The sequence below is a fragment of the Desulfotomaculum sp. 1211_IL3151 genome (genome assembly GCF_036763075.1).
Classification (GTDB): Bacteria; Bacillota; Desulfotomaculia; order Desulfotomaculales; family Desulfotomaculaceae; genus Desulfotomaculum.
On record NZ_JBAIYV010000050.1, the window covers coordinates 144,666 to 158,964 of the forward strand.

Genomic DNA, 14,299 nt, shown 5'->3' on the forward strand with positions numbered 1-14,299 from the left:
ATTTTTTTCTATACTTAAAGCCGCTTTGTTAGGTTTTTTCATTTAGCCAAATAAGACTAACTCAATTTTAACAAAGATTTAACCTCTTGTTGCAGTTTTTCCTTCTGTTCCAGGCTATTTGCCTCTGTGTAAATCCGAAATAGTGGTTCTGTGCCAGAGGGACGGATTAGGACCCAGGCACCATCGGCGAGCACCAACTTTACCCCGTCCAAGGTTATTTTATCGACAATTTTTTGCCCATCCAGTTCGGTGGGACAAAATTCCTTTAACTGTTCTAAGATGGTTTCCTTGAGTTCCGGTGTGGTATGAATATCCAGCCGCTCACTATAAAGCCTGCCGAATTCTTCGTAAATTTGTGACAACAGTTCCGTTAGACCCTTGCCATGGTGGGCCACCATCTCTGCGGCCAATAGGCCTGCCAAGATGCCATCCTTCTCTGGTATATGACCCTTGATGGACAAACCGCCGCTTTCCTCTCCACCAAGGATGCATTCCTTCTCTAAAAGGTTTTGCCCAATGTACTTAAAGCCCACCGGAGATTCATGAACCTGTTGGCTATACTTATTGGCTATGCGATCTAACAAATGGGTCGTGGCAACTGTTCTGGCCACTGGTCCACGCCACCTCTTAACGGCAAGCAGATGATAATAGAGCAGAGGTAGAAATTGGTTGGGGGTAATATACTCCCCGTTGGCATCAATGATGCCAAAACGGTCCGCATCCCCATCCAGTGCCAAGCCCAGGTTGGCTTTGCCAGTGATAACCCGCTGTTTTAATTCCTCCAGGGATTTACCCGTAGGTTCTGGTAAGGTGCCACCAAAGAGGGGATCCCGTTGGTTGTGGAATACCTCTACCTCGGCATCGGCATTGCCTAAAATATGTTCCAGATAGCCAATACCAGCCCCGTACATCGGGTCAATTATTATCTTTAAATCCGCTTTGCCAATGGTCTCAAGGTCAATGATTTTGGCAATATGCTCCACATATTGATCAAAGGGTTTTTCCATGGTGCAGCTGCAAGCGGCATATATTTCTTCCCCCACCAAGTTGCCATAGCGTCCCTCTGGCGGAATTAAGCCGTAGATATCACAGGGCTCCCCGGCCTGCAGCTTGGCTATGTTTTCCTCAATTTTTTTAGTTATATGGGGCAGGGCAGGTCCGGCAGTTTCCGGAATAAATTTAAACCCATTGTAAGGTGGCGGGTTGTGACTGGCTGTCAGCATGACAGCCCCTGCAGCCTGGTGAAGCTTTATGGCATAGGCGGTCACCGGAGTGGGGGTAGCCCCACAGCACATATACACAGGAATACCCTGCTGATTAAACTCCCGGGCAACTGTTTCGGCAAATTCCTCGGCCAGGAATCGATTATCCCGCCCAATGACGATGCCTCTTTTCCCAATGCCCTCTTCATTTATATAAGCGGCCACAGCCCGGGCCACCAACTTGACGTTATCAAAGGTAAAGTCCTTGGCAATAATACCCCGCCAACCGTCTGTCCCAAAGGAAATTTTGTGACTCATGGTATCCCCTCCCGATAACAAATTCACACAGATTTTATTTTATGTTTCTTCCAACTCGATTATGCATATTATACCAGATTAGGCAAGGTTTATAATGTCACATTTTGGGAGATACTATCCTTAGTTAGGGAAAATGGCTGTTAGTCGTTAGCTATTAGCCCCAGCTAGGAATATTTTAAGGGGATTGATAAGTATGGCAAAGGCTGTTGATATAAAAGCATTGGATGCCAGGAAAAAGGCGTTGGAGCATTATTTGAGTGAATGTAAGAATAAAAAAGCGTCTAAGGGGAAGTAAAACGGAGGGCTGACTGATCGGCCCTCTGTTTTTGTTTTTTGCATGAGAGCAAACCCTTCCCAAAGCCCATGGTCCTTTTCAGGTAAGCTGCTGCTGCTACCCATAAGCTAATGGCTAACAGCTAAAATAAAACAGCGGCCCTACATTTTAGAGGACCGCTGTTGTAAATTTTGGGCTACGGTAACGGGTGTTTTGCCGATTACACCTATTTTGTTGGCTGCAACTATAATGACTACGGTCAAGATAAGAAGCAGCAGTACTGCCTGACTGGTGGTCATTACTGTCAGTAAAAAGGCGCTGATACCCAACAGTAAGTTAACGGCATAGATGGCTAAAACAGTTTGTTTATGAGACAGTCCCAGGGCCATCATGCGGTGGTGCAGGTGTTCCTTATCCGGTTCAAAAATCGGCCGATGACTTTTATAGCGGCGCAGTATGGCAAACAGTACATCCAGCAGGGGAAGACCCATAATGACCATGGGTACAATGACAGAGATAGCGGTGGCAGCTTTGGCCACACCCATCACAGCCAGGGTACTTAGAGCATACCCAAGAAACATGGATCCGGTATCGCCCAAAAAGATTTTGGCCGGATAGAAATTATACCGCAAAAAGCCTAGAATGGAGGCTGCCAGAATTAATGCCAAGGCCACCACTTGCATCCCTATGCCGCCCGAGAGATTGGCTTGTTGCCAGGTTACAGCGGTTACAGCAGCCAGTGTTAGGGCAGCGATAAAAGAGGTGCCTCCGGCTAAGCCATCTAGGCCATCAATTAAATTAACGGCATTGGTAACTGAGATAATCCAAAAGATGGTTACTGGTATACCCCATAGCCCCAAATGAATCATTTGACCGTTAAGTGGGTTGGTGATAAACTCCACCTGTATGCCAAAGGGAATCACAGCGGCGGCGGCGGCAATTTGTCCAAGCAATTTAACCTTGGCCGGTAATCCCCTGGTATCATCTAAAATACCGAGCAGAACAATTAAAAACCCGCCAACTAGCAAACCAATTAAGCGATCATTTAACTGTTGCGTTAACAACACGGTTAAGGCAAAGGCAATGAACACAGCCAAGCCACCCATACGGGGCATAATCTTGGCGTGTACCTTCCGAGGATCGGGCTTATCAATGGCACCAATTTTAAAAGCAGCTTTTCGAACCCCTGGAGTAATCAATAAAGCAATCCCCAGGGCAAGCAGAAAAGCCATGGGTAATGAATTTAACAACGTTTATCCCTCCAAGTTAACCTGCATGAAACATTTTATATAAATCCTTATAATTCTAACCCAGACGGTACAAGCTGTACAGGAACAAATTTAACTTTCTTTTCTAAATAATTACAGGAAACCTTTAAGTTCGAGCATCAGGGTCATAAATCTGAATATAGATGCTGATTTCTAGGTTATTCTTTTTATTTCTGATTAATAGCAAACATAAGCTCCGCTTCAACTGCCAGTTCTTCACCAACATAGGCTCGGGCCATGCTTTTGCCAATGGTACCCCGCAGCTTTAATACTTCCACTTCTATTTTTAGTGTATCTCCAGGAACCACCTGACGGCGGAAACGGGCCTTGTCAATCCCAGCAAACAAAGCAATCCGTCCGGCATAGGCAGGCATACTAAGAATAGCTACGGCACCTACCTGGGCCATGGCCTCAATGATCAGTACCCCAGGCATGACTGGGTAACCAGGAAAATGGCCTTGGAAAAAACTTTCGTTGGCAGTAACATTCTTAATGCCGACAATTCTTTTACCTTCCTCCATTTCCAAAATGCGATCTACTAACAGGAATGGGTAACGATGTGGTAGAATTTGTTGGATAGCATTTATATCAAGCATGGTAAACCTCCAATTTTTATGTATATACGTAGTGTTTCGGCATTATTATAGTGGTTCCTTCCGGAAAGTGCAAATTTTTCGCTTATCGCCACAGTTGTAACTCGTATAGGATGTCAACTGTCGACTAAGCCACTACTCTGGGCCGTGAGCCTTGAGCTTTAAAAACCTATCTATGTTATCCTGAGCGTTAGCAAGGACCTTTTCCATCATCGAAAGGCTATCTTCAAGATCCTTCTCTAACGCTCAGGATGACATCAATTTTCATTCTTTCTTAAAGCGCTTGAGGGACTCAAGAGAACCGTCCCCTTGAGTCCTAACTAATGACTAAACAGGGGGTTATTGGGTGAGAAAGGGTATTGTAGGATTATTAATTATTTTGTTGGGTGTTTTGGGCTATGGTTTCTTTAGCTATGGTCAGCCTCAGCGGCAGGATGTTGTTATTTTGGGGGGTGGGTTTGATGGGTGTGCGGCGGCCCGGAGTGCTGCGGCGGCGGCACCGGATAGGAAAATCTTGCTGGTGGTAAGTGAGCCTGTGCAGGAGTTAGGAAGTATTGGTACCGTGGGGGGGCAAAATTTTACTGATATTCGGTTGTGGAAGGGTCAGTTGGTCACTCAGGGCTCCTTTGGCAGGTGGTATAGTAAGGCTGGGCAATTCTACAACAACCAGCGCATGGCTCAAATTATTCAGGAAGATCTAAGTCAATTTCCCAATATAACGATACTCTATGGTTATGACCTGTTTGATTTAAAATTAAAAGGCGATGAGATAAGGGAAATTACTCTCAAGCCTATTTCCAGAAATGATCAGGGTGTTGTAGACTGGGGTGACCAAGAGAAAAAAATTGCCGGCCAAGTGTTTATCGATGCTTCGGTGGATGGGCGATTAACCAGGCTCTCTGATAATCAGCTAAGTGTGGGTAGAGGTGATTGGCCGGAAGAATATCTGCCCCCGGACGAAAGGGGAACTGCCACGCGGCAGCAGGCTGCCACTTTAATGTTTCAAGTAAAGGGCGTTAAGCCCCCTGCAAAACCAACAAGAATACAGGATTGGGAATTTGTACGTGATAAGCAGGGCAGCTGGGGGTTGGCTGGAGGTAAACAGGCCTTTAGCAATGACCCAGAGGTGATCTCCTTTAATGAAAAGTATGGTTCCCAGGGTTTTGCCATTAAACCCATTAATGCAGCAATGAACGGCAAAGACAGTGATGTTTGGTGGGTTAACTGCCTGCTGGTATTCGATGTAGAAGCCCAAGCCCAGGCCAGGGATAGGGAAACAGAAAATTACCCCAAGGATACTCCGGTTAGACACCTCAACACGGACCAAGCCTGGTCAAAGGCCCGGGGATTCTTAAAGGAAGCAGATTTTATACAAGTCCTGCGTCAGTTTAAAGTGCAAGATCCTGCCACTGGGCAATGGTACGGCTTTGGTGACGCTGAGATCGTGCTGGATAAAGACCATCAGCCAGTGGTTGGTCAGGTAATGTATATCCGTGAATCTGTGCATAGCCCCATATCGAATAAACCCAGCCTGGGTACGGAAAATACTAACTTTGCTATAAGCACCAAGGAGGCCCAAGGGGCTGGGACTTATGGTAACGGCCTGGATCAAGGCAATTATCAGCATCGGGTTGGTTTGGGGTATTACATGATGGACATTAATGCCTTTGTGGCAGAGGATCTTAAGGCCTCCGGTGTTTACGACTGGCCGGTAACCAAACACCTCCGGCCAGATTGGCGGGCGTCCGGCGGCGAACCGATAAATCCTGTGTATCTGCCCTTTGAGGCTTTACTGCCGGAAAAAACAAATAACCTATTGGTTCCCGGCTATGCCTCCAGTATCTCTTCCTTTGCCTGGGCGGAGCTAAGGGTATTGCCAAATTTAGCTGTACTGGGGGATGCAGCCGGAGTTGCTGCTGTTCGGTCTCTCTCCGCGAAGAAATACCCCAGGGAATTTAGCCAAGAGGATATTGCATGGGTCCAAAAGAAGTTAACACAGTTTGGGGCAAGGTTGGATAAATAAATGGGCCATGAGCCTTGGTCTTAGACCGCTATCTATATCATCTGCTGATGGTGCCCCCTGGGGCATAAAGGACAATCCCCTGACCTCCTTCGCTAGCTTAGGATGTCAGGGGATTGTTACTTTATGTTTAGGCTGGTACATTTTGAAAACTCTACTACTTTAGGGCTGGTTGAAGTTTGGCTTTGTATTCATCGTATTTTTCGATCATGTACCTCCCATAGACATCCTTGATTTGTTCATCATTAAGTGACCTGAGTTTGTTGGTTTCTGCATCCAGAATGCCCTCTGTGGCCATAAAAATAAAATTATTTACATTGGTACGAAGTTTTTTGCCATAGGCTAAGCTGTTTTTGTAAACCTCTTCATTTTCATTGGGCATGGCATTAACTTCCGTATGCAAATCATAATCTTTCCTTATTTGCTTGACAGCGTCCATACTCTTGTTTAATTGCTTCATAAAGTCCTCTTTTGTAACGGTACCCTGCTCCCAACCGGTGTAAGACTTGCTGATCTCCTCCCGTACAGTATCCAAGCGGGCCAGCCATTCCTTTTCCTTGATGGTTAGGTTTTGAACCGGATCGCCTTCCATTCTAGCTGCTTCTTCCGGTGTTTTAACTTCCACCTTCGCTTTGGATTCGCCACAGCCGCTGAAAAATAAACTAACTACCATTAACAAACTCAGCAACAACAGTACTTTCTTTTTCAAACCCAAAATCCCTCCTTATGTTGTACAATTACAGTTTCAACAACCTTGGTCATTATCCTTTAAGCAGATACTTTCAACTCTGGAACCATTTGTATTTTAAACAACTGAAACGGTTCTGGCCCATTTGCCAGAACCGTTCTTGATAAACTATTTTTCTTGCCCGTTCTGCCACACAACCTTCATCGTTTCCCCTATAATCTCTGCTGTTCTGCTCCTGCCGCTGGTCATGGTGGCAGCAATGGCCACATTGCCCTCTGCCAGGGGCTCGGCGGACCATAGGTCGGTTACTGGGGCAGATTTGTAGAGACCGGCCCAGGATTTGGTCTGCTGGATTTGGCCCTGGGCATCCACTGTGAAGAGTAGGTCCTGCTTCTTATCTGTCACCAGGGTGGAACCATCGGCCAGGCGCAATGCATCCAGGGGTTCCACTAGGACAGGCAGCTTTTGTTCCTCGGCATTGGCAGTGGGTTTTGCCTCAGCCCGCAGCTGCCAGACTATCTTTTTGTCCGGGGTAACTTCAAGAACCTTGCCGTTCTTGTGGGTTCCCCGGTCCACGATCAAGGTATTGCCATTCCCTAACCGGTGGGCCCGCACGGGTCTTAGCAAGGCCCCGGCTTGGTCTGGTTTGGCTGGTTTACCCAAACCGTACTGCCAAACAGTCTTCTTCTGGGGTGTCACTTCCCGGATTTCAAAGGGAAGCACCAGCAGTGTATTGCCGTTGGCCAATCTTTCCGCATAACGGGGTGCCTGGGCCAGGGAAGATACGGTATATTCCCAAACCTCCTTGCCATCACGGGTCAATTCCACAACTCGCGGAACATAGGGTGCCCCTGGGGCACCGGAGTCTGCCACAAGAATGTTGCCGTCGGCTAGGCCCCTGGCACTGTTGGCTTGGATGCCGTAGTAGGACCAAACCACTTTACCCTGCTGATCCACTTCCATAATGCCGGGCATCCAGGCACCTACCCGGCAGATTAGTAAATTACCGTTGGCCAGTTTATGCACATCCCTGGCTAGATTGTAGGTAATGTCAGCTATATGGTCCAGGGCCAAGCTGGGTGGTTGCTCTACCAGGGTTTGCTCTGCCTGCTGATTTATTAATTGCTGCATTTCCGGTAGAGTCTCTGTATTAGCAAAGACAGGAGTGGTACTCAATAGAAGACAAAATAACCCTATTATCAAGCCTGTTCTTTTATTCATGGGCTGTCCCTCCCGCCTGGCTGTAAATATGCACTGCCGGCCCATCATTGGTCACATAATCTACCTTAGCACCTAGGGTCTCTGCCACAAAACGCATGGGTACCATGGTTCTGCCGTCGATAACCTTGGCCGGTACATCTAATTGACGGGTTTCACCGTTGACCACAGCATTTGTTTTGCCAAGGGTCAGCTCTAATTTTACGTCTCCCTTCGTGGCTGTAACTGTTTTTGTCTCAGCATGCCAATCAACAGCCGCTCCCAGCCGTTCAAAGATCTTGCGCATGGGCACCAGGGTTCTGCCATTTTCCAGGGCCGGTGCCACATCCAAATATAGACGCTGGTAATCAACATAAACCGGCATCTGTTGTATGATCATGAGGCCATTGGCCAAGGGACGTTCCAGCTTTTCCGAGGGGTTGTTGACAATCTTTCCCTGCACCCACATTTCACTGGAGCCACCGCCATCAAGACCGACGGCCTGTACAACCCCTAAATCCACCATTAGATAGGCTAATTCTTCCAAGGTCACCCCGGCACTGGTTTCCTGCCTGCCGTCAACGATAACCAGTAAAAATTTACCCTGGGCGTTAACCCCAAAGGCAGTCCTCGGTGCAGGTTTTAGCAGACTGCCCCATAAACCTTCATTGACCGCCTGCTCCACGGGCAAGCCCCCTTCCACCAGCAGCGGGCCGGCTGACAGGACATGGGTTAAACTTTTCCAGTCCACAGGCATTTCGGTAATAACCTTCGCCTTTGCCCCGTCAGAGACATTGGCCAATTGACTGCCCAAACTTCCCCAACCAGCCAACACATAGCCCCCAGGGGGAGCCTTCACACTACCTGCTGCTGGGTAGGCCTTCAAGCCACCCTGGACAGGTTCCAATACCAGTGCTGTCCCGGCATAGATTTCCTTGCCCCAGTTGCTGCTATATAAAACCATGCCGTCGCTAACAGCAGGCACATTGATACCCTTTACATCCAACTGACCAAGACCTGCTAGCTCCACCTGCATTTTAGGATTAAGATAACCTATCTTAACAGCACCACCACGGTTAAGGCCAAAGGAGGCCCGCAAAATATCCGATATGTACTCTGGCTTGCCGTCAATAAACAGATTCCCCGTGGGCACCCCAGTGGCCACATCAAAAAAACCGCCGTTCACCGCCGCAATGGCTCCGGTGCGCTGGGCCATTTTGCTGAGAACTTCCTTTTGACCAATGATCTCGTTGCCCATGACAGGACGAATTTCCGTATTCTTAACACCGGGATCCACTTCCAGGACATAGCCCTGAATGGGCTGGCCCTCCCAATTGGTTTTTTCAAAAGTCCAGTATTTTACGCCTGGAGCCAACTTATCTGCGGCCCAGGCTGGCATGGCCCAGAAGATACTCAGGCACAGTACCATAAAAATAAGTTTTCTATTCATCAATAAACCTCCGTTGTAAAACCTAGAGATATTTTGCTGCCGGTTCATCTTTCTTTAAGGATTTTTCTAAAACCTGGATCGCCAGTGAAGCACTGGCCTGGGCCCTTTGACGCAGTGGTTCTATCTCCTGGATCAGTTCTTCCCGCACCAACCAGGGGTCCGAGATAACCTCGTCCACAGCAGCCCAGAGATCTGCAAATTCTGGTTTATCCACGGGTGTGGCAGCGGTTCTGCCCAGCAGGCCCATAAACCGATCAATTTTAGGGTCATAGGAAATGGCCACCGGCGGCACATGCATCACAGCGGCTAGAATCAAGGCATGCAATCTCATGCCAACCAATAAATCCATATTGGCAATTAGGCTAGCCATTTCTACCACAGAATAATGGCCTTCCAAAACGACTGCCGGTTGTTCCATCAGAGCCGCAGTTTCCTGGGAGGTTTTCAAATCATCCGGGTAATGCATGGGTAAAAAAACAACCTGGTAGCCCAGCCGAGAGAGCTTATCACCCAGCTCTGCCACCACTTTTTTATAGTCCACCCGTTCCTGCCATTGCCGAACCGAAATACCCACCATTCTTTTTTCAATGGATAAATCAAGGCCAGTTTGCCCCAAGATTTCCTGACCAATTTTTTTGTCTACATACTTTTCCTCTAAACCAAGAACCGGGTCTGCGGTGACTTCGATCCGGGGGCGGTTAATTTTCATGCCTGCCAGATCCTCTCGAGAGGATTCATCCCGCACCGTAATGAAATTGACGCTATTAACAACTAAGCGCATAAGAAACCTGCCAAAGGGTGTATTGACCGGGCCAATGCCCTGGGCGTAAAAGAAAACTGGTTTTCCCATGCGCTGGGCCAGCCAGATCACTCCCAGGTAATAGATCAGGCTTTTCAAGCCTGTCACGTCTTGTAAAAGACTACCACCGCCGCTGATTAGCATATCGGCATCCTTAAGGGCACCATAAACCTCCCGAAGCTGCCAGCGATCGCTGGCAGAAACCTTGTAAATGTCTTCGGTTTGACCAGGTTTATTGGACAATACCTCAATTCTTAAGCCAAGGCGCAGCTCCCGCAGGGTTTTTAGGATGCTGAACAGCACTGCCTCATCCCCCAGGTTGTCAAAGCCGTAGTAACCGGAGATCACAACTTTAGCCATGCCAATACCCTCTCCCATAGCGAACTACCAGTTTCATCAAAAGGAACACCACCAGCCCAAGGATAATTCCCAGCCAGATACCATGGAAGGCCCGCAGCAAGGATACCATAAGAGGAGTGTGAATATGGGCAAAGGTATTGACCAAAGATGCCTGCCCGATGGTACCCAGTAACAGCAGGGGCAGAAACCAATTATTACGGTAGCCAAACAATAAAACCAGCAGCAGAGCTGGGTGCCCCAGTAAAAATTCTTTCGTTCTGGGCCGTACTCCCAAAAGATAATCCAAGAGACTGCGGAATTTTAATTCCAAACCACTGACTGCCATACCCTCGTTGCCCGTCCTAGCCACATAGATGATCACAGCAACCGCCATGACCCCCGCGGCCAAGGCAATCCCCAATTGGAGGGGGTGATTGAGCATGTTTTTGATCTTCTCGGGCAAACCCCTGCCCTGGGTAACTAACAGGGAGAAAAACAGCAGCACCATCAGCAGCGGTACCACATGGGCTACCTTGACCCCGATAAACTGATCCAGTTTCAGCATAAATCCAGCCCCAGCCAACAGTCCCACCATAAACAGGGCCCCCAATAAAGAGAACAAGGAAATACGCAGAAAAGCACCTACTGCCGCCGCAGGGGTATGCCCCTCGGGGCGAACATTTTTAATTAGTGACAGGGCTGGGAAAACGATCACCGCTGCCAGGGCCACTAGTTTTCTGGCCATACCCGAATCAAGATAAGTAAGGGTAACCCAGACAAGCACAGCCAATAGGCCTATCCAGGGTATCCACTTGCCTGACTTAAAGCTAGCTAAAAGCAGTAGTCCCCCGGCAATAACACCAAAACCGATCAATATTATGAGACTTTGATTTACCGGAATAGGTGGCAATATAGACATGGGACCTACGGTAAGTCCTTCCTTGTCCAATCGTTTGGTAATACCATCAATGTAATCCAAGTTCTTCTGGAAAACATCCCCAGAGGTAAAGTAGGGGCGAACATATAGAATACGGTGATTTCTCTCCGCCGCCGCTAAACCAAAACGGTCCACTGCTTCCCCCGGAGAGGATTTCTTTATTTCTTCCGGCGATACGGTATGGAGTCGAACAACCTGCTTGTCCAGCAGCATACCCAGCTGATCGAGACCCCTTTGGGAGAAGAACTCCACTTTTACCAGGGGGGCATTCATATTTCTAATCTCTTCTGCCAAAACACTCATTAAAACTTTATCCGGGTAGGCCGGTAACGTATCATCATTAAACATGACGGCTGAAGTACCAGAAATATCACGGTAAAGCGCAAATGCTTCCTGAATACTTCGTTGGGTTACCCCCTGCCAGGTACGGATTTGTAAAATGGGTCTCAGTCCCGCTTGCCGTACATCCTGTAGGGAGGTATCGGTAAAACCCAAACCAAGGTCAGATAAAGTACCCTTCATTTGTATATACGGTAAGGAGGTTTCAATAATGTAGGTACCTGCTTCGATATTATAGGAGTTTACATTTCCTAGCTTTGCCTTCATCTGAGGAAATATTTGATTGAAGGTCTGCTGATTAAAGACCAGAAGATAGGTATACTCTCTTCTAATTGTGGTAGATTGGGTCAGTTCCTTTAACCAAGGCGGTGTTTCCGTTTGGGGTCTGGTTAGCAGGGCCTGACCAGAGTAGATCTCGACCAAGCCGCTAGACTCTAAATCAGCCAAAACATTTTCACGTAAAACTACTGCCGTGACACCATGCTTTTTAAATTCCTTAAGCCCCTCTACAGGACTAAGCCCTCTGTAGCTGGCAATACTATTGATTTCCTCATAGTTTACTGCTAGTTCAACCTGGTCAAAATCCTTTTCCACCATATATCTCTGCCAGAAGGCTACGTGGGCCGCCGCCAAGACAGCCACCACCAGCACTGCCCATAGGCTATATTTAAACCATTTAGCCAAAGTATGATCTCCCTTCCATGACAAAATTCCCCATTTATTATACCCCTGTGGGGCTAATGCAGCAAATTCTTTACCCTCTTCTGCTGGTGCCGCTGGCGGCGGGGAACTACATCGTAAGGGGCCCCGAATCTCTCCCAGCCTCTTCCTTAAACCACCCTGTAAAATCCTTTATTAACGTATAGCCGACACCCACTGTCACAACCCCTTCATTTTGCTGTACCTTTTCTAGAATGAGCGGATTCCAGAAATTTTGCTGCGTGTAGTGGGCATAGGCTTGTTTTTTATTCATTTGCAGCCCTTGATATTGTGAAAAATAATAGGCCACATCTTCCAGGGTCAGGGCATTGCCCTCGGTAGAAAGTTTCGGTTTTTTCTCAATTTTGACGCCTGCCCGCTGCAGTACGTTTAGGCCATTTATAAAGTGTGCCTCGGACATTTCTTCATCCAGGCGGTAGTTATTGTTATAGCCTCCGGCAGCTATTCCGTAATGGCGCATAAATTTCAGAGCTTCATAGGCCCAGTGCTGGGTTTCCGGCGATGGCGCAATGTTTAATTCCTTTAAATCGACACCCTGTTCCTCAAGATGCTGTTGTAACCTTTTAATCTGGTGCTGATCTGCTGCCAGCTTCTTAAAGGACATATCTTCATCCAAGCTAAGGGCTGCGGCAACCCCGGCTGCCTGACCAGTGGCCATGCCAACAGGAATCACCCTGGCACTACCGTGGGCCAGGGAATCAAAGCTGGCTGCTCGACCTACCACCAGTAAATTTTCTGTCCCCTGAGGCACCAGGCAGCTAAAGGGAATGGCATAACCGGCAGATGTACCTATGACCGTCCCTTTGAAATGAGGGTCTGTGGCTTGAATGTCAATGGGGTAAGACCCATAGGCAATGCGATCTGGAAAACTTCTGTTCTCCAATACATCTTCTACAGTTAATCGGTAGAGACCCTGAATATGCCGGGTTTCCCTAATATACAACTCCGGTGCGGTTTCCGCCAGCACGATGTCGCCAAAGCCAGGTATGTGTTTCTTCATGTACTGTACGATATGGGGCAGTTCCTGCTCTGCCAACTTCCTGGCCCTTTGCCGGTCCTCTAGGTTTAAGCCGTTAATACCAAATATTTGTAAAGCATTGATAAGTACAGAGTTATCTCTCTGCCTGCCTACATTCAGGCCCCGCATAGCCACTTCCGGAATATTTGATTGATAGCCCTTCATAATGCCATCAAAACCCCAGGCACTCTGAAAATTCGCCCCGGTATAGTGTTCCACTGTATTGCCTGTAACAGTGGCCACCAAACGCTTGAAGTTGAGATTCAGCATCATCCGATACCAATCCCATTGGCTGATACCCTCCAATTTAAAAACCAGTGTAACAGCCATAATCTGCTGCCCGCTGCCATAATCCTCTTGGCCATAGGTAAAGGGCACACCCACTGAGGCTGCTATATCTGCATCTTGGGTGGCATCGATAACCCGGCCAGCAGTGATATTTTGCTTTTTACCTTGTAGCATCACTTGAATGCCTTCAATGACATTTTGGCTAGCCCTTTCATCTGCAAACCCAACCTGAATCAGTCCGTTATTTTGTGAATATGCTTGATCATTTAAAACGGATTGACCAGGTGCCATTAGGGGCATGACCTGCCCCCCCACAATAGGCAGCACCGCAGTGGCCTCGGTTAACACCTCCAGGTTTTTTTCCTGGTTTACCATTTGATGAAACACAGCGGTGGCAGTGGCTATATCAAAGGAATCCCCTTCAATTTGATTGAAAAACTCTTGAAATATTCCCTTGTTCAGAATCACCTTGCCCGGGCCGTAATTCATGTCTAAGCTGTTTAACCACCCCCGGGTCATGAGGCCTCCCAGTTCTGGCCGCGTGTCAACCAACAGCGTTTGTTTGCCGCTGCGGGCGGCAGCAATCGCCGCGGCAACCCCTTCTGGGTCCCCACCAACAACAACCACATCATAGGAGCCTTTGATGGTACTGGATTTTAGGGGAGGAACCTCTGTTGGTGTCTTATTCCCGCTAAGCGTTAACAAGCCAAATACTACTATTAGTATAAGCACGGCCACGAAGGACCCCACGTGCCATTTTTTAAATCGTTTCATTCAAAAACCCTTTCTTCGATACATTTAATCATTTATCCAGCCGCGACCCTTCCTCAGTCTCCCAAAGCGAGGGCG

10 protein-coding genes are annotated in these 14,299 nt (G+C 47.9%); 1 reads left to right on the forward strand and 9 read right to left on the reverse strand.

Features of this window, described 5'->3' with window-relative positions:
• Positions 1-56: 56 nt before the first annotated feature.
• The 3 genes from V6C11_RS14120 to fabZ all read right to left on the reverse strand — a co-directional run bounded on the left by V6C11_RS14120 (position 57) and on the right by fabZ (position 3,658).
• Positions 57-1,520, reverse strand: coding sequence for a phosphoglucomutase/phosphomannomutase family protein (locus V6C11_RS14120; RefSeq protein ID WP_333531840.1), 1,464 nt, complete (start codon positions 1,518-1,520; stop codon positions 57-59).
• A gap of 435 nt (positions 1,521-1,955) precedes the next feature.
• Positions 1,956-3,026 carry an MraY family glycosyltransferase gene (locus V6C11_RS14125; protein ID WP_333531864.1) on the reverse strand — a complete coding sequence of 357 codons (1,071 nt, stop codon included), beginning with the start codon at positions 3,024-3,026 and terminating at the stop codon, positions 1,956-1,958.
• A 203-nt stretch (positions 3,027-3,229) separates the two neighbouring features.
• A complete protein-coding gene (gene fabZ / locus V6C11_RS14130; RefSeq protein WP_333531841.1) occupies positions 3,230-3,658 on the reverse strand; it encodes a 3-hydroxyacyl-ACP dehydratase FabZ in 429 nt (142 codons plus the stop codon).
• A 343-nt stretch (positions 3,659-4,001) separates the two neighbouring features.
• Between fabZ and V6C11_RS14135 the strand changes: the two genes are divergently transcribed.
• Entirely contained in the window at positions 4,002-5,678 is a 1,677-nt protein-coding gene (locus V6C11_RS14135) for an FAD-dependent oxidoreductase (RefSeq protein ID WP_333531842.1), read from the forward strand.
• Positions 5,679-5,832: 154 nt separating this feature from the next.
• Here the strand turns inward: V6C11_RS14135 and V6C11_RS14140 are convergent, their stop codons facing one another.
• The 6 genes from V6C11_RS14140 to V6C11_RS14165 form a co-directional block, all read right to left on the reverse strand.
• Positions 5,833-6,384, reverse strand: coding sequence for a hypothetical protein (locus V6C11_RS14140; RefSeq protein ID WP_333531843.1), 552 nt, complete (start codon positions 6,382-6,384; stop codon positions 5,833-5,835).
• Positions 6,385-6,531: 147 nt separating this feature from the next.
• Entirely contained in the window at positions 6,532-7,584 is a 1,053-nt protein-coding gene (locus tag V6C11_RS14145; RefSeq protein ID WP_333531844.1) for a hypothetical protein, read from the reverse strand.
• Positions 7,577-9,010 carry a phosphodiester glycosidase family protein gene (locus tag V6C11_RS14150; RefSeq protein WP_333531845.1) on the reverse strand — a complete coding sequence of 478 codons (1,434 nt, stop codon included), beginning with the start codon at positions 9,008-9,010 and terminating at the stop codon, positions 7,577-7,579. The genes V6C11_RS14145 and V6C11_RS14150 overlap by 8 nt, the downstream gene beginning before the upstream one ends.
• A gap of 22 nt (positions 9,011-9,032) precedes the next feature.
• A complete protein-coding gene (csaB, locus tag V6C11_RS14155; protein WP_333531846.1) occupies positions 9,033-10,169 on the reverse strand; it encodes a polysaccharide pyruvyl transferase CsaB in 1,137 nt (378 codons plus the stop codon).
• The gene (locus V6C11_RS14160) at positions 10,162-12,108 is read right to left on the reverse strand and encodes a DUF5693 family protein (protein WP_333531847.1); all 1,947 of its coding nucleotides are present in this window, start codon (positions 12,106-12,108) and stop codon (positions 10,162-10,164) included. Before V6C11_RS14160 ends, csaB begins: the two co-directional genes overlap by 8 nt.
• A gap of 106 nt (positions 12,109-12,214) precedes the next feature.
• Entirely contained in the window at positions 12,215-14,224 is a 2,010-nt protein-coding gene (locus V6C11_RS14165; protein ID WP_333531848.1) for an FAD-dependent oxidoreductase, read from the reverse strand.
• Positions 14,225-14,299: the final 75 nt, after the last annotated feature.